Raw genomic sequence first — 21982 nt, 5'->3', positions numbered from 1 at the left:
ACTCGCCGCTCTTAGTGAACCATCATGTTGTAGTTCAGGTTCCACATAATCCAGATGGAACCGACTACCAGGATAGCGATGATAATCACGGTAAAGATGAAGGCCGTCATGTTCCAGCCCTCATCGGATTTGGTGTTCATGTGCAGGAAGCAAACCAGATGCACCAGAATTTGCACCACAGCGGAGATCAGGACAGTGCCCAGAATCACCGTGTGAGAAGCCGTTCCGCTCATCACCATCCAGAACGGGAGCGCCGTCAGGATGATCGACAGGATGAAACCTGTCATATAGGTTTTCACGCTACCGTGGGAAGCGCCATGATCGTTAGTATGACTCATTACATCGCCCCCATCAGATAGACAACCGAGAACACGCAGATCCACACCACGTCCAGGAAGTGCCAGAACAGACTCAGGCACATGATACGGGTGCGGTTAGTATTGGTCAGGCCGCGACGATAAACCTGGAACATCAGCACCGCCATCCAGATCAGACCAGATGTTACGTGCAGACCGTGGGTCCCTACCAGTGCGAAGAACGCTGACAGGAAGCCACTGCGATCCGGGCCCATGCCTTCAGCAATCAGGTGATGGAATTCATAGAGCTCCATCCCGATAAATCCAGCACCAAACAACCAGGTCAACGCCAGCCAGGAGACAACCTGGCTCTTGTTGTTTTTGTACATGGCGATCGCCGCCATGCCGTAGGTGATGGAGCTGAACAGCAGCAGAGCGGTTTCAACCAGAACGAACGGCAGCTCGAAAATGTCCTTGCCAGTCGGGCCGCCCGCTGTGCCGTTCACCAGAACGGCATAGGTTGCGAACAGACAGCAGAACAGAATGCAGTCGCTCATCAGGTAGATCCAGAAGCCGAAGACTTTCATCGGCCCTGTATCGTGGTGCGCGTGGTCATGCGCATGGGCAGTTGGGTGCGCCAAAGTATCAGTTGCCATTTTTCAGCCCCGCTTTAGAAATCTCATCGAAATGCTGGTTTTCCAGTTTTTCGACTTCACGGACTGGTACGTAGTAGTCCACGTCCTCGTCAAAGCTCTTCACAATCCAGCTAATGATCACGCCAGCGAAGCTCGCGATCGCCAGCCACCAGATGTGCCAGATCATGGCGAAGCCAAATACCGTTGCGAAGGCGGCAATCACAATGCCCGCACCGCTGTTTTTCGGCATGTGGATCTCTTCGTAATGCTCAGGTTGCTTGTACGCTTCGCCTTTCTCTTTCATTTCCCAGAATGCGTCGCGCTCATGGATCTGCGGCACAATGGCAAAGTTATAGAACGGTGGCGGGGAAGAGGTTGCCCACTCCAGCGTACGGCCACCCCATGGGTCACCGGTCAGGTCACGGTTCTGCTCGCGGTCGCGAATAGAGACGTAGAACTGAATCAGCTGGCATGCGATACCCATTGCAATCAGTACCGCACCACAGGCTGCAACAACCAGCATTGGGTGGAACTGTGGATCAATCTGCTGGCTCAGGCGACGGGTCATACCCATGAAGCCGAGCACGTACAGCGGCATGAAGGCCACGAAGAAACCAACGATCCAGAGCCAGAACGCACGTTTGCCCCAGGTTTCGTTCAGCGTGAAGCCAAACGCTTTAGGCCACCAGTAAGTTACGCCAGCGAAGCAGCCGAAGACGACGCCGCCGATGATAACGTTATGGAAGTGCGCAATCAGGAACAGACTGTTGTGCAGAACGAAGTCAGCACCTGGTACCGCCAGCAGTACGCCGGTCATCCCACCTACAGAGAAGGTGACGATGAAGCCGATGGTCCACAGCATTGCTGAGTGGAACACGATACGGCCCTGATACATGGTGAACAGCCAGTTGAAGATCTTCACCCCGGTCGGGATGGCGATAATCATGGTGGTAATACCGAAGAAGGCGTTTACGTTCGCGCCCGCACCCATGGTGAAGAAGTGGTGCAGCCAAACGATGAACGACAGGACGGTAATACACACGGTTGCCCACACAAGTGAGGTATAACCAAACAGGCGTTTACGCGAGAAGGTCGCGGCGATTTCGGAGAACACACCGAAGACCGGCAGAACCAGGATGTACACTTCAGGGTGACCCCATGCCCAAATCAGGTTGATGTACATCATCATGTTGCCGCCCATATCATTCGTGAAGAAATGGGTGCCCAGATAACGATCCAGGGTCAGCAACGCGACGGTAACCGTCAGAATTGGGAAGGAGGCAATAATCAGGATGTTGGCGCACAGAGATGCCCAGGTAAATACCGGCATCTTGAACATGGTCATGCCAGGGGCACGCATCTTGATAATGGTCACGAAGAAGTTAATACCGGTCAGGGTCGTACCGATACCGGAGAGCTGAATCGCCCAAATCCAGTAATCGACGCCTACGCCTGGACTGTATTCAATTCCCGAAAGCGGAGGGTAAGCCAGCCAGCCGGTCTGTGCGAATTCGCCCACACCCAGTGACAGGTTAACCAGGATAACGCCGACAACCGTGAACCAGAAGCTCAGGTTGTTCAGGAACGGGAACGCTACGTCGCGCGCGCCGATTTGCAGCGGCACAACCACGTTCATCAGACCAATAACCAGCGGCATCGCCACGAAGAAGATCATAATCACGCCGTGCGCGGTAAAGATCTGGTCGTAGTGGTGCGGTGGCAGGAAGCCGGCCTCACCTGCCGAAGCAAGTGCCTGCTGGCTACGCATCATGATTGCATCGGCAAAGCCACGAATTAACATGACGATACCGACGATGCAGTACATGATACCGAGTTTTTTGTGGTCAACCGAAGTCAGCCACTCATTCCACAGGTAGCTCCACTTACCGAAGTAAGTGATCAGGCCCAGTAAGGCCGCGCCACCAATGATAATTGCAGCAATCGTAACCACGATAATCGGTTCATGGTACGGCACTGCATCCAGTGTCAATTTTCCGAACATTTTCTTCCTCGGCCCCTTAGTGAGAGGTTTCCGCGTGGCTCATGTCCATGCCTTCCATACCTTCGTGCGAGCTGTGCTCACCTTCTGGCTGAGTCATGTTCATGCTCTTCCCGTGGTCCATAAATTTGTTCACAACGTCTTTAAACAAATCAGGTTTCACGTTAGAGAAGTACTCCACCTTGTTGTATTCGCTAGGTGTTGCCACTTTCTCGAATGCCGCCATGTCAGACATGGTGTTAGTAGACTGTTTCGCTTTAGCGACCCACTGGTCGAAAGCGGCACGGTCCGGCGTCGCGATAGCTTTGAACTTCATACCTGAGAAGCCCGGGCCACTATAGCTGGCGGAGATACCGTCGTAGGTGCCTGCTTCATTCGCGATCAGGTGCAGGTTTGTCTGCATACCGGCCATCGCGTAGATCTGGCTGCCCAGACGCGGAATAAAGAAGGAGTTCATCACGGAGTTAGAAGTGACTTTGAACTGCACCGGAGTGTTCGCCGGGAAGGCGATTTCATTCACGGTAGCAATGCCCTGCTCCGGATAAATGAAGAACCATTTCCAGTCCATGGAGACCACTTCAATGGTAATCGGTTTTTCATCGTGAACCAGCGGTTTGCTCGGCTCAAGCGCGTGAGTGGTTTTCCATGTCAGCACGGCAAGGAACAGGATGATCAGGATAGGCACCGTCCAGACCACAGCTTCCACTTTATTGGAGTGTGACCAGTTAGGGCTATACTTCGCATCTTTATTGCTCGCACGGTACTTCCAGGCGAAACCAACTGCCATCAAAATGGCAGGAATAACGACAATCATCATCAGGCCGAAGGCCGTCAGAATCAGTGAACGTTGTTCCAGTCCAATCTGTCCTTTGGGGTCGAGAAGCGCAGAATCACAGCCACTGAGTAAAACAGTGCCTGCAAATAACGACAACCATCCCAAACTTTTATTGTATTTCCTAAGTGTCATTTAACGACCTCAATTCCACGGGGACCTGGTGGCGTTTAAAGTGTGGGGGCATTTTACGGGAAGGTTACATTACTGTAAACATCATTAGCCCTGTGTCAGGAAGGTGTTACCGGGTTCTGCCGCACGTGTCACATGTGTTGCAAATTATGTCTATTTTTAAGACAAAAGCCCGATGGTACGGGAGTTATAACGAAAGGGCTTACAAGGATACCGCAAACGGGGCAATTGGTATAACCATTGTTAAAAATAAACAATAAATTAACAAAAAAGCATCAATTAAAAGACAATTGAAATACGAAAATTTAATCTGCCAGAAGCTGAATCGTTTAACGAAAAATAGCGAAGCAGGGGAGGTTCCAATAATTTCCGGAACCTATCCAGCACAAAACAACAAATATTTTTTCTAGCCGAGGTCGGTTATTTCTCCGTTATAATTTCGTGTCGTTATTACCACGGTAAATAACCTTTCGGTTTTAGCTTCAGGTCAGCCGCGTTTTACGCAGTGCCATGAAATCGAGAAGACCCCCGGTGACAATCCCGATGACAGCAAGTAACCCGCCGACGTCCAGCAGGATCGCTTCAAACGGCAGTTCAAGCGCCGTGGAGGCGTTGATAATCAACAGGATCAGCCACAGCGCCAGCATCACACAGCCGACCAGCAACAGCCGCAGGGCAAAGCGATAAGCACCCTGATATTCCGTGCGCGGCATAAAGTGATCCGTCTTCTGGGTATATTCCAGCGTCTGTCGGCAGACGAGCAGCAATAATATTCCTGGGACCGCAGCAAAAACGGAGAACAGATAAAATGTCGGCCAGCCGTGCGCTTCGACAAACCAGCCTGCAATCGGCCCGACATACACACGGCCGACAGCGGATAGGGCTGAGAGCAGCGCAAACTGTGTCGCGGAAAACGACTTATTGCAGAGCGTCATTAACAGGGCGACAAATGCCGCTGTCCCCATCCCGCCGCACAGGTTTTCAAAGAACACGGCGGCAGCCATGCTGAACATCTGTTTATCGGTAATAGAGAGCAGCCAGTAACCGGCGTTGGAGACGCCCTGCAAAATGCCGAAAATCAGCAGGGCGCGGAACAGCGACAGACGCTGCATCAACACGCCGCCATACAGCGCGCCTAAAATGGTTGCAAACAGCCCCAGCGTTTTATTCACCACCCCGACTTCACCTGCATCAAACCCTACACCGCGAATCAGGAACGTGGTGGTCAGGCTCATGGCGAACGCATCGCCGAGCTTATAAAGGACAATCAGCAGTAAAATCAGCCAGGCGTTGTTGCGCCCGAAGAAGTCCCGCAGCGGTTCGGCGACGGCCTGTTCGAGCGTACGGGGAACCGGGATAACATCGCTCGGTTCAGGGGCGAAAAAGGTCGCAATAATGCACGGGATAAGCAGGGCGGCCATCAGCCAGTACATCCCCTGCCAGCCGAGATAGCGGTCGGCCAGCCACAGGGCTAACCCGCCGGACACCAGCATCCCCAGGCGGTAGCCCAGAACGCTAATCGCCGCGCCGGTCCCGCGCTCTTCTGCCGGTAGTACATCCGTTTTCCAGGCATCAAAAACGATATCCTGCGAGGCTGAACAGAAGGCGATCACCACCGCCAGGGCGGCCATCCAGCGTAATTGTGTTGACGGCTCCAGGAACCCCATTGCGGCGATCGCCAGCAACAGCAGAATCTGAGTCATCACCAGCCAGCCACGGCGTCTGCCGAGGAATGGCGGGGTATAGCGGTCCATCACCGGCGACCATAAAAACTTAAAGACATAGGCCTGGCCGACAAGGGAGAAGAAACCAATGGTTTTGAGATCGATATTCTCGACCGTCATCCAGGCCTGAAGCGTGCCGGAGGTGAGGGCGAGAGGTAAACCGGAGGCGAAACCAAGGATCAGCAATATCGCTGATTTTGGCTGCTGGAAAATGCGCAAGTAATGACTGGACATGTTTCTATATGACTGACCCGGCGAAGCGCCGGGTCAGTGTGCGGGATTAACGCGCGTTCTGCTTGATGAATTCGTGAATGCTGGTGTCCTGCGCCATATCGGCGATGGTATCCGTCAGCACGCTATTCACTGCGTTAGCAATGTTCTGGTTGGAGGCCTGGAAGGCACCTTCAACCGAGTAGCTTGCACGATAGTTTTTGTTCATCTTGTTGCCGTTCTTCGCGGTGGCGATGATGGCGATATCCGCTTTGGTGGAGATATTGTAACGCACGTTGCCCTGAGAAACGTCGGCATACAGATTGTTGACAATGATCTGCAGATCAACGGCACCGCTTGGGCCAACCATGTAACCGCGAGCGGTCATCTGTTTTTCGAGCACTTCCTGCAGCAGGAAGCGCAGGTCGCGGGAAGCGGTCAGCGTTACCTGTTGGTTGTCGCGAGTCACTTTTGCCAGCGCTTGATCCTGACGCTGATCGGCACCGTTGATACTCACGGTGACGCCCATCAGGCTCGGGTCCTGCTGTGGCAGGGTAATTTTTGGCGAAACGTCAATGGTGGTCGGCGGAGTGGCGCAACCAGCCAGCATGAAGAGAGCTACCAGCGGAAAGAAGAGTTTTTTTAACATTTCAGGTTCTCAACGGATCGTTAGCATATACAGAGAAAAATTGCCGCCATCATAACATCGCTAACGGCAAGGGGAAGTGGTCAACGCATGTAAATTCATCGTCTTGTCTGAAATCTGACCACCACTGACATTTTCTTTACTGCACCAGGGACAAAACGTATGAGGGAGACAGTGAACTTCATCCATTTGAATGAGGAAATCAGACGAAAGCTAAATATTTGTTGTCTTGATGTAATGGAAGCGGTAAAAGCGGCTAACATTTAAAGGGATGGGTGACATCTCAGCGTTGTCAGAGGAGTAATATCATGATGATACGTGAACAGATCGAAGAAAAACTAAGGACAGCGTTTAATCCCGTGTTCCTCGAAGTTGTCGATGAGAGCTACCGTCATAACGTGCCGGCCGGTTCTGAAAGCCATTTCAAAGTTGTACTGGTTAGCGACCGCTTCGTAGGGGAACGCTTCCTTAATCGTCACCGTATGATCTACGGAACGTTGACGGAAGAACTCTCCTCCACAGTGCATGCGCTGGCCCTTCATACCTACACCATTAAGGAGTGGGAAGGGTTGCAGGATACGATCTTCGCCTCACCACCTTGTCGGGGGCGGGAAGCATCGCGTAATCGATCCGGGTTGCAACCGCTGGAGTTTTTCCAGTATGTTGCATACAGAATGATGTCAAGACGGCCTGCGGGCCGTTTTGTTTTGTCTGCGTTTTGAACGTGTGGGGCGAATTTTAGGCCAAAAATAGCCTTAAATTGTGAAAAAAGCCGCAGCTAGATGCCCCAACCGTTCTCGACTCACCCAAGTGATGCCGCTATAATGCCGCGTCTTAATGAATGTCTTCGGGATGATTCTGGCGACAGGGAATGTGAATCTGCTAAATAGTGAGCATCCCGGTATTGCGAGACAAATTCAGAGTTGACCGAGCACTGTGATTTTTTTGAGGTAACAAGATGCAAGTTTCAGTTGAAACCACTCAAGGCCTTGGCCGCCGTGTAACGATTACTATCGCTGCTGACAGCATCGAAACTGCTGTGAAAAGCGAGCTGGTCAACGTAGCAAAAAAAGTACGTATTGACGGCTTCCGTAAGGGTAAAGTACCGATGAATGTCGTTGCTCAGCGTTATGGCGCTTCTGTTCGCCAGGACGTGCTGGGTGACCTGATGAGCCGCAACTTCATTGATGCCATCATCAAAGAAAAAATCAATCCAGCCGGCGCACCGAACTACGTTCCGGGCGAATACAAACTGGGCGAAGACTTCACCTACTCCGTAGAGTTCGAAGTTTACCCAGAAGTTGAGCTGAAGGGTCTGGACACCATCGAAGTTGAAAAACCAATCGTTGAAGTGACCGACACCGACGTTGACGGCATGCTGGATACTCTGCGTAAGCAGCAGGCGAACTGGAAAGACAAAGACGGCGCTGTTGAAGCAGAAGACCGTGTCACCATCGACTTCTCCGGCTCTGTAGACGGCGAAGAGTTCGAAGGCGGCAAAGCGACTGACTTCGTACTGGCGATGGGCCAGGGTCGTATGATCCCAGGCTTCGAAGACGGTATCAAAGGCCACAAAGCGGGCGAAGAGTTCACCATCGACGTGACCTTCCCGGAAGAATACCACGCTGAAAACCTGAAAGGTAAAGCAGCGAAGTTCGTTATCAACCTGAAGAAAGTTGAAGAGCGCGAACTGCCAGAACTGACTGAAGAGTTCATCAAACGTTTCGGCGTTGAAGATGGCTCCGTAGCCGGTCTGCGCGCAGAAGTGCGTAAAAACATGGAGCGCGAGCTGAACGGCGCCGTGCGTAACCGTGTGAAATCTCAGGCTATCGAAGGTCTGGTGAAAGCGAATGAAATCGACGTTCCTGCAGCACTGATTGACAGCGAAATCGACGTTCTGCGTCGCCAGGCTGCACAGCGCTTCGGTGGCAACCAGCAGCAAGCGCTGGAACTGCCTCGCGAACTGTTCGAAGAGCAGGCTAAACGCCGCGTTGTAGTCGGTCTGCTGCTGGGCGAAGTGATTCGTACCCACGAGCTGAAAGCTGACGAAGATCGCGTGAAAGGCCTGATCGAAGAGATGGCTTCTGCTTACGAAGATCCGCGTGAAGTGGTTGAGTTCTACGGCAGCAACAAAGAGCTGATGGACAACATGCGCAACGTAGCCCTGGAAGAGCAGGCTGTTGAAGCGGTTCTGGCTAAAGCAAAAGTGACTGAAAAAGCCACTTCTTTCAACGAACTGATGAACCAGCAGGCGTAATTCTGCCCCAACGGTTTAAAGTTTGAACAAAAACCCGTTGCCATTTGGTAACGGGTTTTTTTTATCGCAGTAATAGCCCAGGAAGAGTGCTAAAACGCCCTTTCAGTGTTAGCGTTACACCAAAAGATTGTTATGCTTGAAATATGGCGATGCCGTCCCCATAAGTGTGTAATCACGATGAATGAGACTGGCTGATAATCCGTCCATAAGGTTACAATCAGTACAGCAGGTATTTTCCAATTTTTATCCAGGAGACGGAAATGTCATACAGTGGCGAACGAGATAACTTTGCACCCCATATGGCTCTGGTGCCAATGGTTATTGAACAGACCTCTCGCGGTGAACGTTCTTTTGATATCTATTCCCGTCTGCTCAAGGAACGCGTTATCTTTCTGACCGGCCAGGTGGAAGACCATATGGCGAACCTGATCGTGGCGCAGATGCTGTTCCTGGAAGCGGAAAACCCGGAAAAAGACATTTACCTGTATATTAACTCCCCTGGCGGCGTGATCACTGCCGGGATGTCCATTTATGACACCATGCAGTTCATCAAGCCTGACGTCAGCACCATTTGTATGGGGCAGGCGGCATCGATGGGTGCGTTCCTGCTGACCGCAGGGGCAAAAGGCAAACGTTTCTGTCTGCCAAATTCCCGCGTGATGATTCACCAGCCGCTGGGCGGATACCAGGGACAGGCGACAGACATTGAAATTCATGCGCGTGAAATTCTGAAAGTGAAAGGGCGCATGAATGAACTTATGGCGCACCACACGGGTCAATCACTTGAGCAGATCGAGCGTGATACCGAGCGCGATCGCTTCCTCTCCGCATCAGAGGCAGTTGAGTACGGCTTAGTCGACTCCATTTTGACCCATCGTAATTGATGCCCACGGCGCGAGTGTGCCGCTATACTAAGGTAGGCGGCATTTTGCTTCACAGTAACTTGCGTCTGAGAATGGCATTTGCGTCGTCATGTGCGGCACAAAGAACTTAAAAAGAGGTTTGGACTCATGACAGATAAACGCAAAGATGGTTCGGGCAAACTGCTGTACTGCTCTTTTTGCGGCAAAAGCCAGCATGAAGTGCGAAAACTGATTGCCGGGCCGTCCGTGTATATCTGCGACGAATGTGTCGATTTATGTAACGACATTATCCGCGAAGAGATTAAAGAAGTAGCGCCTCATCGTGAGCGCAGCGCATTGCCGACTCCGCACGAGATCCGTCATCATCTTGATGATTACGTTATCGGCCAGGAACCGGCGAAAAAGGTGCTGGCAGTTGCAGTGTACAACCACTACAAACGTCTGCGTAACGGCGATACCAGCAATGGCGTTGAGCTTGGCAAAAGTAACATTTTGCTGATCGGCCCAACGGGTTCCGGTAAAACGCTGCTGGCCGAAACGCTGGCACGTCTGCTGGATGTTCCGTTCACCATGGCTGATGCTACCACGCTGACCGAAGCCGGTTACGTGGGTGAAGACGTAGAAAACATCATTCAGAAGCTGCTGCAGAAGTGTGACTACGACGTGCAGAAAGCCCAGCGCGGTATCGTATATATCGATGAGATCGACAAAATCTCTCGTAAATCCGATAACCCGTCCATCACCCGTGACGTATCGGGCGAAGGCGTGCAGCAGGCTCTCCTGAAGCTTATCGAAGGTACAGTTGCCGCCGTTCCACCGCAGGGTGGACGCAAACATCCGCAGCAGGAGTTCTTGCAGGTCGATACCTCTAAGATCCTGTTCATCTGCGGTGGCGCGTTCGCAGGGCTGGATAAAGTGATCGCCAACCGTGTTGAAACCGGCTCCGGCATTGGTTTTGGCGCGACGGTGAAAGCCAAGTCCGAGAAAGCGAACGAAGGCGAACTGCTGTCGCAGGTTGAGCCAGAAGATTTGATCAAGTTTGGTCTGATTCCTGAATTCATCGGTCGTCTGCCGGTAGTGGCAACGCTGAATGAGCTGAGTGAAGATGCGCTGATTCAGATCCTGAAAGAGCCGAAAAATGCGCTGACCAAGCAGTATCAGGCATTGTTCAATCTGGAAGGCGTGGATCTGGAGTTCCGTGACGAAGCGCTGGTCGCTATTGCGAAGAAAGCGATGGTCCGTAAAACGGGTGCGCGTGGTTTGCGCTCTATCGTTGAAGCGGCGCTGCTCGACACCATGTACGATTTACCGTCCATGGAAGATGTCGAAAAAGTGGTGATCGATGAATCCGTTATCAGCGGCCAATCTAAACCAATGCTGATGTATGGCAAACCGGAAGCCCAGCAGGCGTCTGGCGAATAATTAGCCAAATCATACAAGCAGTTAATCAAAAAGGGGGGATTTTATCTCCCCTTTTATTTTTCCTTATTCATAGCGTTGAATGTGTGGGAAACATCCCCATATACTGGTTACATGTTTATGGTTGTGTAACACAGTGACATGACCTGCTTACCTGGCGGACACTAAACTAAGAGAGAGCTCTATGAATCCTGAGCGTTCTGAACGCATTGAAATCCCCGTATTGCCGCTGCGCGATGTGGTGGTTTATCCGCACATGGTCATACCCTTATTTGTAGGGCGGGAAAAATCTATCCGTTGCCTTGAAGCCGCCATGGATCATGATAAGAAAATCATGCTGGTGGCGCAGAAAGAAGCATCAACGGATGAGCCGGGTGTAAACGATCTTTTCACCGTCGGGACCGTGGCCTCTATTTTGCAAATGCTGAAGCTGCCTGACGGCACCGTGAAGGTGCTGGTAGAGGGCTTGCAGCGTGCGCGTATCACTACGCTTTCTGATGATGGCGAACACTTCTCTGCCAAAGCGGAGTATCTTGAGTCGCCGCAGCTCGACGAGCGTGAGCAGGAAGTGCTGGTGCGCACGGCGATTAGCCAGTTTGAAGGCTATATCAAGCTGAACAAAAAAATCCCACCAGAAGTGCTGACGTCGCTCAATAGCATCGACGATCCTGCGCGTCTGGCGGACACCATCGCTGCACACATGCCGCTGAAGCTGGCTGATAAACAGTCCGTGCTGGAGATGTCCGACGTGAACGAGCGTCTGGAATATCTGATGGCGATGATGGAATCCGAAATCGATCTGCTGCAGGTTGAGAAACGCATTCGCAACCGCGTCAAAAAGCAGATGGAGAAATCCCAGCGCGAGTACTATCTGAACGAGCAAATGAAAGCCATTCAGAAAGAGCTCGGCGAGATGGACGACGCCCCAGACGAAAACGAAGCGCTGAAGCGTAAGATCGACGCGGCGAAAATGCCGAAAGAGGCAAAAGAGAAAGCTGAAGCAGAACTGCAGAAGCTGAAAATGATGTCTCCGATGTCGGCCGAAGCGACCGTGGTTCGCGGCTATATCGAATGGATGGTGCAGGTACCGTGGAATGCCCGTAGCAAGGTCAAAAAAGACCTGCGTCAGGCGCAAGAGATCCTCGATACCGACCACTACGGCCTTGAGCGCGTTAAAGACCGTATCCTTGAGTATCTTGCGGTTCAGAGCCGTGTGAACAAGCTGAAAGGCCCGATTCTTTGCCTGGTAGGGCCTCCTGGTGTGGGTAAAACCTCCCTAGGTCAGTCCATCGCCAAAGCTACCGGACGTAAATACATCCGTATGGCGCTCGGCGGCGTGCGTGATGAAGCGGAAATTCGCGGTCACCGTCGCACGTACATCGGCTCCATGCCGGGTAAACTGATTCAGAAAATGGCGAAAGTGGGCGTTAAAAACCCGCTGTTCCTGCTCGATGAGATCGACAAAATGTCTTCGGACATGCGTGGCGATCCGGCGTCTGCTCTGCTTGAAGTGTTAGATCCAGAACAGAACGTGGCGTTCAGCGATCACTATCTGGAAGTGGACTACGATCTCAGCGATGTGATGTTCGTAGCGACCTCCAACTCCATGAACATTCCGGCTCCGCTGCTGGATCGTATGGAAGTGATCCGTCTGTCCGGTTACACCGAAGACGAAAAACTGAACATTGCCAAGCGCCATCTGTTGTCGAAACAGATTGAGCGTAACGCGCTGAAAGAGAGCGAGATTACGGTCGACGACAGTGCGATTATCAGCATTATTCGTTACTACACTCGTGAAGCGGGCGTGCGTAGTCTTGAGCGTGAAATCTCTAAACTGTGTCGTAAGGCGGTTAAACAGCTTCTGCTGGATAAATCCCTGAAGCACATCGAGATCAACGGCGACAATCTGCACGAATATCTGGGCGTACAGCGCTTTGATTATGGCCGTGCCGATAACGAAAACCGCGTGGGCCAGGTGACCGGTCTGGCATGGACGGAAGTGGGCGGCGATCTGCTGACCATCGAAACCGCCTGTGTGCCAGGTAAAGGCAAGCTGACGTACACCGGTTCTCTGGGCGAAGTCATGCAGGAGTCCATTCAGGCAGCGCTGACCGTGGTCCGTGCGCGTGCGGAGAAGCTGGGTATTAATCCTGACTTCTACGAAAAACGTGACATTCACGTCCACGTTCCTGAAGGGGCTACGCCGAAAGACGGCCCAAGTGCCGGTATCGCGATGTGTACCGCGCTGGTCTCCTGTCTGACGGGTAACCCGGTGCGTGCTGATGTGGCGATGACGGGTGAGATCACGCTGCGTGGTCTGGTGCTGCCGATCGGTGGTTTGAAAGAAAAACTGCTGGCTGCACACCGCGGTGGTATTAAAACCGTATTGATCCCGCATGAGAACAAACGTGATCTGGAAGAGATTCCTGACAATGTTATCGCCGATCTGGATATCCATCCGGTGAAACGCATTGAGGAAGTTCTGAGCCTCGCGCTGCAGAATGAGCCCTCTGGAATGCAGGTCGTAACCGCAAAATAGTGACCTCGCGCAAAGAGCGCTAAGAAAAACAAGGCTGACAGGTGATTTCTCACTTGCCAGCCTTTTTTTGTATAGCTAATTTAGATTGCTGATTGGGTTAGCCATCAACAACGGGTGTTGTAAGGTCATGGCAGGCCTGATATAACTGCTGCGCGGTCGCGTCGTGAAGGATTCAGGCGCGATATAAATTATAAAGAGAGGAAGAGAACAGTGAATAAATCTCAACTGATTGACAAAATTGCTGCGGGTGCTGATATCTCTAAAGCTGCGGCTGGACGTGCGTTAGATGCATTAATTGCCTCTGTAACTGAATCTCTGCAATCCGGGGATGACGTTGCGCTGGTAGGTTTTGGTACTTTTGCTGTTAAAGAGCGTGCTGCCCGTACTGGCCGCAACCCTCAGACCGGTAAAGAGATCACCATCGCTGCCGCTAAAGTGCCAGGTTTCCGTGCAGGTAAAGCACTGAAAGACGCAGTAAACTGATCGCTTTCTCGTTCAAGGGAAGTTGAAAAGTACAAGGGCGCATCATTTGATGTGCCTTTTTTGTTTGTCCAGCGCGACTTTATGCGAGTTTATGCGCGTTGTGGGCTGACATTTACCCCGGTTTCTTGTCACAATACAACCTTACGCGCTGCGGTCAGGATTTTCCCCAGCGTGAGGTCACCAGTCACCTACAGCGGAGTGTGGTTTCACCATGATGGACAACTTACGCACGGCTGCTAACAGTCTCGTGCTCAAGATTATTTTCGGTATCATTATCGTGTCGTTTATTTTGACCGGTGTGAGTGGATACCTGATTGGCGGTAGTAGCAACTACGCCGCGAAAGTGAATGGCCAGGAAATCAGCCGCGGGCAGTTTGAAAATGCCTTTGCCGGGGAACGTAATCGCATGCAGCAACAGCTGGGCGAACAGTTCTCTGAGCTTGCAGCGAACGAAGGCTACATGAAAACCCTCCGTCAGCAGACCGTGAATCGTCTTATCGACGAAGCGCTGCTCGATCAGTATTCCCGACACCTGGGGCTGGGCATTAGCGATGAGCAGGTCAAAAAGGCCATTTTCGCGACTCAGGCTTTCCAGTCTAACGGTAAATTCGATAACTCCCGCTACACCGCCATCGTTAATCAGATGGGGATGACGCCGGATCAATACGCTCAGGCGCTGCGTAATCAGCTGACCACACAGCAACTGATTAACGCGGTAGTCGGTACCGATTTCATGCTTAAGGGCGAAACCGACGAGCTGGCAGCCCTGGTGGCTCAGCAGCGTGTCGTTCGCACCGCAACGATTGATGTCAACGCACTGGCGGCAAAACAGTCAGTCAGCGACGACGAGATCAAAGCCTACTACGAGCAGAACAAAAACAACTTCACCGCACCTGAGCAGTTCCGCGTGAGCTACATCAAGCTGGACGCCGCAGCGATGCCGGAAACAGCGTCTGACAGCGAAGTACAGTCTTACTACGACCAGCACCAGGATCAGTTCACTCAGGCGCAGCGTAACCGTTACAGCGTCATTCAGACCAAAACTGAAGCCGATGCTAAGGCGATTGTCGACGAGCTGGCTAAAGGCGCCGACTTTGCGACACTGGCGAAAACGAAATCCACCGACATCATCTCTGCGAAAAACGGCGGTGATATGGGCTGGCTGGAAGACGCTACTACGCCAGACGAGCTGAAAAACGCGGGCCTGAAAGAGAAAGGCCAGCTGTCCGGTGTGATCAAATCCTCTGTCGGTTTCCTGGTGGCGCGTCTGGATGATGTCCAGCCTGCGAAAACCAAACCGCTGGCTGACGTTCGCGATGATATCGCCGCGAAAGTGAAGCAAGAGAAAGCGCTGGATGCGTACTACGCGCTGCAGCAGAAAGTGAGCGACGCGGCGAGCAATGACAACGAATCTCTGGCGGGTGCTGAGCAGGCTGCTGGCGTGAAAGCCGTAGAAACAGGCTGGTTCGGTCACGACAACCTGCCTGAAGAGCTGAACTTCAAACCGGTTGCCGATGCCATCTTCAACGGTGGTCTGGTCGGTGAGAACGGTACGCCGGGCAGCAACTCTGACATCATCACCGTTGACGGCGATCGTGCGTTCGTTCTGCGTATTTCGGAGCATAAAGCCGAAACCATCAAACCGCTGGAGGCTGTGAAAGATCAGATTGCTACTCTGGTCAAACACAACAAAGCTGAACAGCAGGCGAAGCTGGATGCAGAAAAACTGCTGGCTGAGCTGAAAGCAGGTAAAGGTGATGCGGCGCTGAAAGCGGCGGGTCTGAGCTTCGGTGAGGCGAAAACCCTGAGCCGTACAGGTCAGGATCCGGTGAGCCAGGCGGCATTTGGTCTGAGCCTGCCTGCGAAAGACAAACCGAGCTTTGGTACGGCGTCTGACATGCAGGGCAACATCGTTCTGCTGGCGCTTGACGAAGTGAAAGCAGGCACCATGCCGGAAGAGCAGAAAAAAGCGATGGTTCAGGGGATCACCCAGAACAACGCCCAGATCGCTTTCGAAGCACTGATGAGCAACCTGCGCAAAGACGCTAAAATCAAGCTGGGCGATATCATCACGCAGCAGCAGTAATTACGGCGCTGCTCGCAGATTTTCGCAACGCACTGCAATATTTAAAGGCCGCTTACGCGGCCTTTTCCATTTCTGAAATCTGCTGTTTGTTGTTGTTTTTGAGGGCGGGTATTGTGGCTTCGCTGTCAACAAACAAGGAGAAAACAGCATGAAACATGGAATCAAAGCACTTTTAATGACGCTTGCGATCGCCACAACGGGGATGAGTTTTAGCGCACTGGCGGCGACACCGGCGGCGAAGGCGCATACTGTTGCGACGACGGCTGAAGCCACCACGCCGGACGCGGCAGCTTCCCAGCCTAAGGCGACAGCCAGCACTAAAGCGACCGACGACGAAGGTACCCGGGTAAGTATCAACTCTGCCTCGGCAGAGGATCTGGCGCGCGTCATGAATGGCGTTGGGCTGAAAAAAGCGCAGGCCATTGTCGGCTATCGTGACGAATACGGTCCGTTTAAAACCGTCGACGATCTGAAGCAGGTACCGGGGATCGGTAACGCGCTGGTTGAGCGCAACCTCACGCACCTGACACTGTAATCACACAATAACTTGCACAGTGGCAAAATTTTGCCAGGATAAAGAGGTCATACCAGTTATGACCTCTCATCCTATAACAATTTCAGGGCTAGTGCGCTATGCAGACTCAGATCAAAGTACGCGGTTACCATCTCGATGTTTACCAGCATGTGAATAATGCTCGTTATCTCGAATTCCTCGAAGAGGCTCGCTGGGACGGGCTGGAAAACAGCGAAAGCTTCCAGTGGCTCACGGCGCACAACATCGCTTTTGTGGTTGCCAATATCAATATCAACTACCGCCGTCCTGCGGTGCTGGGCGATCGCCTGACGGTGACGAGCCAGTTGCAGCAGTTAAATGGTAAAAGCGGCGTGTTGAGTCAGGTCGTGACGCTGGACCCGGAAGGGCAGGTGGTGGCTGATGCGCTGATTACCTTTGTCTGCATTGATTTAAAAACGCAGAAAGCGCTGCCGTTAGAAGGCGAGTTACGCGAGAAGCTGGATCTGTTAATCGAATAATATTGCGACCGGGTGAATGTCCTTCACCCGGCCGCGCCAGGGCTTATTTCACCCCGGTTTTTTTCTTCATCAGCGCCATCACTGCAGGCTTATCGGCCAGGTAATGATTCAGACCGTTGGCGCGCAGGTTACAGGCGGCACATTGCCCACAGCCGTCGCCTTTGATGCCGTTGTAGCAGGTCAGCGTTTCATTACGCACCAGATCCAGTTTGCCCCAGTAATCGGCTAACGCCCAGGTCTCGGCTTTATCGAGCCACATCAGCGGCGTTTCAAAGCGAATCTCTTTTGCCATACCCAGATCCACGGCGTGATTAAGCGCTTTCACGAACTCGTCGCGGCAATCCGGGTAGCCGGAAAAATCGGTTTCGCACACGCCGGTGATGATCGCCTCCGCTTTTACCTGGTAGGCATAAATCGCGGTGAGCGTCAGGAACAGGATGTTGCGGCCCGGTACAAAGGTATTGGGAATGCCGCTGGCATCAGGCTCATAGTCAGGGACAGGAATACTGTCGCGCGTCAGGCTGCTGACAGCCAGTTCGTTTAACAGCGTGACGTCCAGCACTTTATGCGCACGTGCGCCCAGTTTCAGCGCCAGTTCGCGGGCCACGTCGATTTCAGCGCGATGGCGCTGACCATAATCAAACGTCACACAATGCACTTCATCATATTGATGCAGGGCCTGAACCAGACAGGTGGTGGAATCCTGTCCTCCGCTGAACACGACGACGGCACGTTTCATAAATAGGTCTCAACAGTATCGGTAAAAACAATATGGTAACGTCTGGCACGCCTGGCGACCAGCTTCTTCACGCGTTCGGGGCAGGAAGCCAGGCCTGCGAAAAATCAAACCAGCCGCGGGTATTAAGGCGAATACCGTTCACTCCCGGCGGAGCGCTGATTTGATACTGATAGTTAAAGAGAGGCGTTAAAACCGCATTCTCCATCAGATGGGTGAAAATCGACTGCAAACCGCTGTGCCGCGTGTGCTCACTGACCTGCGTCTGTACCGCATCCAGCGTTGCCTGAAGATGAGCATACTGCGGTGCGCTGAGCAGATGCGGCCACAAGGTATCACAGCGCAACCACTGCTCAAGCGTATACCCCGGTGCTTCGCCGATCAGTCTGTCACCCATCATCAGATCCGCTTCGGCCAGATTGCCGCAGCCGTCCCAGGTTTTAGCATCATGGAAAATGACGTTGAGCGTACAACCCTGCTTTGCCAGATACTGTTTGAGCTGTTCAGCCATGGTGTGCAATTCAACGGGCAAATGGTAAATCAGGGTCAGCGTGTCGGGGAGAGGAACATCCCGCAACTGCGGCCATTCGGGAATGGTCCAGCCCGGCAGCAATTCGTGCGCGGGGTTAATCAGGTTTTCATCCAGTGGCAGGGTGTGCAGAAGCGTCGTGTGATGGATAATCGTGATGAGCCGCTGCGCCTGCCTTTTACTCAGGCGGCCACTCTGCTTCAGCGTGAGATAGCAAAAGCCAAGACTGGTGCTGCTGCTGACCAGACGCAGATTAGCCAGTTCGTCGGGCTGCCCTATCGCGATTTGTACCGGATGGCGACAGCTGGTGCCTAAATCCTGCTCAAACAGTTGCGGAGTGATCCAGTATTCAATGGCTTTGATCAACGGGTGGCTGAGATGGTATTGCTCATGGCTTTCCAGGCGCACCAGATCGGGTTCAAACACCGTTAACCGGAACGGGCCGCAGCCCGTCAGGGGACGCTCCGGATGGGCGAGACGGCTGCAATAACTGGCCAGACGATGCGCCAGCCAGTAATCAGGCTGATGCAATACAAAGGTCAGGCACTGAGGATGCGTTACCTCAACGTTCAGCACGCTGTTAAACAACCGTCGCAGGGCGGGGAGGGCAAAGAGTTCGAGCAGGCTCGCGCGCAGCTGTGCGGTTTCGACCTTATCGCCGTTGTGCCAGTGCAACGTCGAACGGATGTAAAAATGCCAGCGTAAGCCATCGGCTGACACTTCCCAGTGATGGGCAAGATCCCCGGCAGGTTCGCGGCTGTCGTCATCAAAGCGCGTCAGCCCGGAAAAGACCTGTCCGACCAGGTGCTGCTCCGCGCGTCCCGGCAAAAAGCCCGTATGGAGCGGATCAAGGGAACGGTAGTAGGGAATTCGCAGCGTGGGCGTATCGTTTTGCCACTGGCCGCCGAGGAAAGGGTGCAGCAAGGCGCGCAGCTCCGGTGCGGCCAGCTGCGCCAGCTCTAGCGCATCGTGCTGTTGTCCGCGCATCAGCGCCTGCTCCATCATCTCATTGCGCAGGCGGTCCGGGGTGACGTGAAAGGTTAATGTGCCGCGTTTGCCTCGCCCGGACTGTGCCCTCCAGCTCAGCCACCCAGCCTCCTGCGCCTGGCGCAACAGCGTACGCACGTGCCGCTCGCTGCAAAAGCAGCGTTCCGCCAGTTCCGCGACGGTAATTTGCTGCGGCTCACCGGCAGAGGGCTGCCAGAGGCGTTGAAACTGATTCAGTCTGTTGAGTTGACGCATCTTCGGTGCCCGTTGAAAAGTTAGTGCCAGTCATACGCCTGACAATGGTGACGCAGCAGATCCAGCAGTCGGCGCGCCGCGAACGTCAGCGGCGATTTTTGCGAATACAGCACGTGATACTCGGCCTGCGGAAGGCCGTCAATATTCAGCAGGCAGAGCTGATCCTGTAAACCGAACGGAGCCTGCATCGCACGCGCCACAATGGTCAGATAATCCGACTGTAACACCAGACTCAGCCCTGAGATCATCGAGTCCGTGCGCACGGGCGTTTCCGCCAGCTGTGGCAGAAAATCGTTCGCTGAAAGCCGAAGCTGCTGGTAATACCCCATATCGGTCTCCGGCAACACCCAGCGCGCATTTTGCAACGCATCGAAGGTGGTGGCCTGCGCCAGAGGATGGCCTTTGCGGGCAATAATGCCGAAGGAGGCATTGAACAGCGGCTCGCGCACGAGATCGTCCAGGGGTAAGCCTGGGCCTGCCGTCCCGACAGCGAAATCCAGTCGCCCCTCCCGCAGCGCGGGCAACAGCATCGAAAGCTGCCCCTCTTTCACCCGCAGCGTGGAGTGAGGAAGCTGCGTCCGGAAGGCGTCGTTTAGTGCCGGAAAGACCGTCAGGGCCAGCAGAGATGAAATGCCCATCGCCACCGCCCCCTGCGAAAACTGATCGATCTGGCGAATTTCATCGGCCGCTCGCTCCAGCTCCTCCAGAATAAACTGCATCCGCTGAGAAAAGGCCCGCCCGGTTTCCGTCAGCGTCATCCCCTGATTCCCGCGCACAATCAGCCGCGTCTCCAGAGTCTGTTCCAGTTCGCGCAGCGTTCTGCTGACCGCCGGTTGAGATTGCCCTAAGGCTCTGGCCGCACCGCGAATACTGCCGCTGCGGATAACCTGCTGGAAAACCTTCAGTTGCTGTAATTTCGGCAGATAGCGCAACCCGTACCCCTATCAGTAAAAAGTATCACCTGTACAAAAATTGTATCTTATGGCCGGGTGGCAAAGCTGCTAACGTCGAGGAAGAATCCACATAATCTGTTGTTGTTCAGTCTGTTATGTGATGCATGTCGCATTTTAATTTCACCTGTCGACAACTCTCTGGCGGGGTGATAACAAAAGGGATATCGGCTATGAAAAATCGTTTCCTGATGATCTTCCTGCTCTTTGTCGGTTATGTGGTGGTGTATCTCGACAAGACGGTGATGGGATTTGCGCTGTTGCCCATTGAACGTGAATTTGATCTTCGGCCTGAGCAGTTGGGTTATATCACCGGGATCTTCTTTCTCGCCTATTCCCTGTTTCAAATCCCCGCAGGCTGGCTGAACGATCGCTTTGGCTACAAGAAAGTGCTGAGCGTCTCACTCTGTCTGCTCGGCGGCTTCGCCCTGTGCTTTGGGATGCTGGGATTCGGCCTGGGGCTGCTGGTCACTTTTCGTTTTTTATCCGGGATCGGCCATTCCGGTTATCCCTGCTCCTGCGCCAAAGCGGTGGTCTCGAACTTCTCCCTGGAGAAGAGAACTTTCGCCCAGTCGATTTTGCTCTCCTCGGCCGGCTTCGCCATGACTGCCGGGCCGCTGATTGCGGTCTACAGCCTGAATTCCCTCGGCTGGCGCGGCTCTTTTTCGATCCTCGGTCTACTGGCCTTTGCGATTGCCGTCGCCATTATGCTGTGGGTGCCAAATCCGACGCCGGTCAAACCGCACACCGGCGCAGTCACAGGCTATCGTGAGCTGCTGAAAAATCCCATTGTGGTGCTGCTGTTTGTCGCGATCTTCTGCATCAACATTCCGTCCTACGGCCTGATGGCGTGGCTGCCGAAATATCTGGTGCAGCAGCGCGGAATGTCGCTGGATATTTCCGGGCTGGTGGTGGCCGCTGGAGGGCTGGGTATCTGGATCTCGTCGCTGGCGACGGGATGGCTGGTGGGGCGCTATATGCAGGGGAGGGAGCCAAAAGTGATTTTTTGCTGCGCGTTGCTAAGCGCAGTCTGCATCTGGCTGGTCTACACCTCCACTTCGGCGTTCACCGCCGGGCTGCTGCTGTTCTTTGGTTATGTTTTCCTGATGGCCGCTTTCGTGACCGTATTTACATTACCCATGAAACGATTGCCGCCGGAGGTGATGGGCGCGGCGATGGGGATTATCAACACCGGTGGGACGCTGGGCGGTTTTGTCGCCCCGATTGCAATGGGGTATTTGATTACCGTTAGTAGCGACTACCTCTCGACGTTTGTTTTTCTGGCGCTGGCAATGGTGGTTGCCGGGCTTGCCATGTTGCCGCTGGCGCTGAAAACGCGCCCCGCTTTGAGCGATGCGGCTTAACTGAGGAG

Annotated in this window: 18 protein-coding genes and 1 pseudogene; 10 read left to right on the top strand and 9 right to left on the bottom strand. The window is 53.4% G+C overall.

The features are described 5' to 3' along the window. Positions 1-11: 11 nt before the first annotated feature. From DAI21_RS21680 to DAI21_RS21655, 6 genes are all read right to left on the bottom strand, one after another. Positions 12-338, bottom strand: coding sequence for a cytochrome o ubiquinol oxidase subunit IV (locus tag DAI21_RS21680; RefSeq protein WP_100777410.1), 327 nt, complete (start codon positions 336-338; stop codon positions 12-14). Then, positions 338-952 (bottom strand): cytochrome o ubiquinol oxidase subunit III, encoded by a 615-nt coding sequence (locus tag DAI21_RS21675; protein WP_095280996.1) that lies wholly within the window; start codon positions 950-952, stop codon positions 338-340. The genes DAI21_RS21680 and DAI21_RS21675 overlap by 1 nt, the downstream gene beginning before the upstream one ends. Next, on the bottom strand, positions 942-2933 hold the full coding sequence (gene cyoB, locus DAI21_RS21670; RefSeq protein WP_100777409.1) for a cytochrome o ubiquinol oxidase subunit I: 1992 nt from the start codon (positions 2931-2933) through the stop codon (positions 942-944). Before cyoB ends, DAI21_RS21675 begins: the two co-directional genes overlap by 11 nt. 16 nt (positions 2934-2949) lie before the next feature. Continuing rightward, positions 2950-3897, bottom strand: a complete 948-nt coding sequence (gene cyoA, locus DAI21_RS21665; protein WP_100777408.1) for a cytochrome o ubiquinol oxidase subunit II — start codon at positions 3895-3897, stop codon at positions 2950-2952. A gap of 479 nt (positions 3898-4376) precedes the next feature. Next, positions 4377-5852 carry a muropeptide MFS transporter AmpG gene (gene ampG, locus DAI21_RS21660; RefSeq protein ID WP_102104295.1) on the bottom strand — a complete coding sequence of 492 codons (1476 nt, stop codon included), beginning with the start codon at positions 5850-5852 and terminating at the stop codon, positions 4377-4379. A gap of 46 nt (positions 5853-5898) precedes the next feature. Beyond that, positions 5899-6477, bottom strand: coding sequence for a lipoprotein (locus DAI21_RS21655; RefSeq protein WP_100777406.1), 579 nt, complete (start codon positions 6475-6477; stop codon positions 5899-5901). 305 nt (positions 6478-6782) lie between these two features. Here DAI21_RS21655 and bolA point away from each other — a divergent pair. The 9 genes and pseudogenes from bolA to DAI21_RS21610 all read left to right on the top strand — a co-directional run. Continuing rightward, a pseudogene (bolA, locus tag DAI21_RS21650) lies at positions 6783-7082 on the top strand (transcriptional regulator BolA); the annotation flags it as partial. Between the two features lie 350 nt (positions 7083-7432). Next, positions 7433-8731, top strand: coding sequence for a trigger factor (tig, locus tag DAI21_RS21645; protein ID WP_100777404.1), 1299 nt, complete (start codon positions 7433-7435; stop codon positions 8729-8731). Between the two features lie 260 nt (positions 8732-8991). Next, positions 8992-9615 (top strand): ATP-dependent Clp endopeptidase proteolytic subunit ClpP, encoded by a 624-nt coding sequence (gene clpP, locus DAI21_RS21640; protein ID WP_003021624.1) that lies wholly within the window; start codon positions 8992-8994, stop codon positions 9613-9615. Between the two features lie 126 nt (positions 9616-9741). Beyond that, a complete protein-coding gene (gene clpX / locus DAI21_RS21635) occupies positions 9742-11016 on the top strand; it encodes an ATP-dependent protease ATP-binding subunit ClpX (protein WP_095281003.1) in 1275 nt (424 codons plus the stop codon). 181 nt (positions 11017-11197) lie between these two features. Further along, positions 11198-13552, top strand: a complete 2355-nt coding sequence (gene lon / locus DAI21_RS21630) for an endopeptidase La (protein ID WP_100777403.1) — start codon at positions 11198-11200, stop codon at positions 13550-13552. A gap of 210 nt (positions 13553-13762) precedes the next feature. Beyond that, complete coding sequence (hupB, locus tag DAI21_RS21625) at positions 13763-14035, top strand: nucleoid-associated protein HU-beta (RefSeq protein WP_010428111.1); 273 nt, start codon at positions 13763-13765, stop codon at positions 14033-14035. A gap of 211 nt (positions 14036-14246) precedes the next feature. Next, positions 14247-16121, top strand: a complete 1875-nt coding sequence (ppiD, locus tag DAI21_RS21620; RefSeq protein WP_107704148.1) for a peptidylprolyl isomerase — start codon at positions 14247-14249, stop codon at positions 16119-16121. Positions 16122-16269: 148 nt separating this feature from the next. After that, a complete protein-coding gene (locus tag DAI21_RS21615) occupies positions 16270-16656 on the top strand; it encodes a helix-hairpin-helix domain-containing protein (RefSeq protein ID WP_102104292.1) in 387 nt (128 codons plus the stop codon). Positions 16657-16754: 98 nt separating this feature from the next. After that, complete coding sequence (locus DAI21_RS21610) at positions 16755-17153, top strand: YbgC/FadM family acyl-CoA thioesterase (RefSeq protein ID WP_095281007.1); 399 nt, start codon at positions 16755-16757, stop codon at positions 17151-17153. A 43-nt stretch (positions 17154-17196) separates the two neighbouring features. Here DAI21_RS21610 and queC read toward each other — a convergent pair whose 3' ends face one another. From queC to DAI21_RS21595, 3 genes are all read right to left on the bottom strand, one after another. Further along, positions 17197-17892, bottom strand: coding sequence for a 7-cyano-7-deazaguanine synthase QueC (gene queC / locus DAI21_RS21605; protein WP_107704147.1), 696 nt, complete (start codon positions 17890-17892; stop codon positions 17197-17199). A 67-nt stretch (positions 17893-17959) separates the two neighbouring features. After that, positions 17960-19660, bottom strand: a complete 1701-nt coding sequence (locus DAI21_RS21600; RefSeq protein ID WP_107704146.1) for an SgrR family transcriptional regulator — start codon at positions 19658-19660, stop codon at positions 17960-17962. Positions 19661-19680: 20 nt separating this feature from the next. Beyond that, the gene (locus tag DAI21_RS21595; protein ID WP_107704145.1) at positions 19681-20592 is read right to left on the bottom strand and encodes a LysR substrate-binding domain-containing protein; all 912 of its coding nucleotides are present in this window, start codon (positions 20590-20592) and stop codon (positions 19681-19683) included. 191 nt (positions 20593-20783) lie between these two features. Between DAI21_RS21595 and DAI21_RS21590 the strand changes: the two genes are divergently transcribed. Beyond that, a complete protein-coding gene (locus DAI21_RS21590) occupies positions 20784-21974 on the top strand; it encodes an MFS transporter (RefSeq protein ID WP_107704144.1) in 1191 nt (396 codons plus the stop codon). Positions 21975-21982: the final 8 nt, after the last annotated feature.

The organism is Lelliottia sp. WB101 (assembly GCF_003051885.1).
GTDB lineage: Bacteria > Pseudomonadota > Gammaproteobacteria > Enterobacterales > Enterobacteriaceae > Enterobacter > Enterobacter nimipressuralis.
The sequence above is the reverse complement of the archived record's forward strand: the minus strand, read 5'-3'. Positions and strand labels throughout refer to the sequence as shown.

What these genes read in the sequence shown, in the direction of transcription:
- DAI21_RS21680 (WP_100777410.1), bottom strand. Translation starts at nt 338, where the DNA reads ATGAGTCATACTAACGATCATGGCGCTTCCCACGGTAGCGTGAAAACC.
- DAI21_RS21675 (WP_095280996.1), bottom strand. Translation starts at nt 952, where the DNA reads ATGGCAACTGATACTTTGGCGCACCCAACTGCCCATGCGCATGACCAC.
- cyoB (WP_100777409.1), bottom strand. Translation starts at nt 2,933, where the DNA reads ATGTTCGGAAAATTGACACTGGATGCAGTGCCGTACCATGAACCGATT.
- cyoA (WP_100777408.1), bottom strand. Translation starts at nt 3,897, where the DNA reads ATGACACTTAGGAAATACAATAAAAGTTTGGGATGGTTGTCGTTATTT.
- ampG (WP_102104295.1), bottom strand. Translation starts at nt 5,852, where the DNA reads ATGTCCAGTCATTACTTGCGCATTTTCCAGCAGCCAAAATCAGCGATA.
- DAI21_RS21655 (WP_100777406.1), bottom strand. Translation starts at nt 6,477, where the DNA reads ATGTTAAAAAAACTCTTCTTTCCGCTGGTAGCTCTCTTCATGCTGGCT.
- tig (WP_100777404.1), top strand. Translation starts at nt 7,433, where the DNA reads ATGCAAGTTTCAGTTGAAACCACTCAAGGCCTTGGCCGCCGTGTAACG.
- clpP (WP_003021624.1), top strand. Translation starts at nt 8,992, where the DNA reads ATGTCATACAGTGGCGAACGAGATAACTTTGCACCCCATATGGCTCTG.
- clpX (WP_095281003.1), top strand. Translation starts at nt 9,742, where the DNA reads ATGACAGATAAACGCAAAGATGGTTCGGGCAAACTGCTGTACTGCTCT.
- lon (WP_100777403.1), top strand. Translation starts at nt 11,198, where the DNA reads ATGAATCCTGAGCGTTCTGAACGCATTGAAATCCCCGTATTGCCGCTG.
- ppiD (WP_107704148.1), top strand. Translation starts at nt 14,247, where the DNA reads ATGATGGACAACTTACGCACGGCTGCTAACAGTCTCGTGCTCAAGATT.
- DAI21_RS21615 (WP_102104292.1), top strand. Translation starts at nt 16,270, where the DNA reads ATGAAACATGGAATCAAAGCACTTTTAATGACGCTTGCGATCGCCACA.
- DAI21_RS21610 (WP_095281007.1), top strand. Translation starts at nt 16,755, where the DNA reads ATGCAGACTCAGATCAAAGTACGCGGTTACCATCTCGATGTTTACCAG.
- queC (WP_107704147.1), bottom strand. Translation starts at nt 17,892, where the DNA reads ATGAAACGTGCCGTCGTCGTGTTCAGCGGAGGACAGGATTCCACCACC.
- DAI21_RS21600 (WP_107704146.1), bottom strand. Translation starts at nt 19,660, where the DNA reads ATGCGTCAACTCAACAGACTGAATCAGTTTCAACGCCTCTGGCAGCCC.
- DAI21_RS21590 (WP_107704144.1), top strand. Translation starts at nt 20,784, where the DNA reads ATGAAAAATCGTTTCCTGATGATCTTCCTGCTCTTTGTCGGTTATGTG.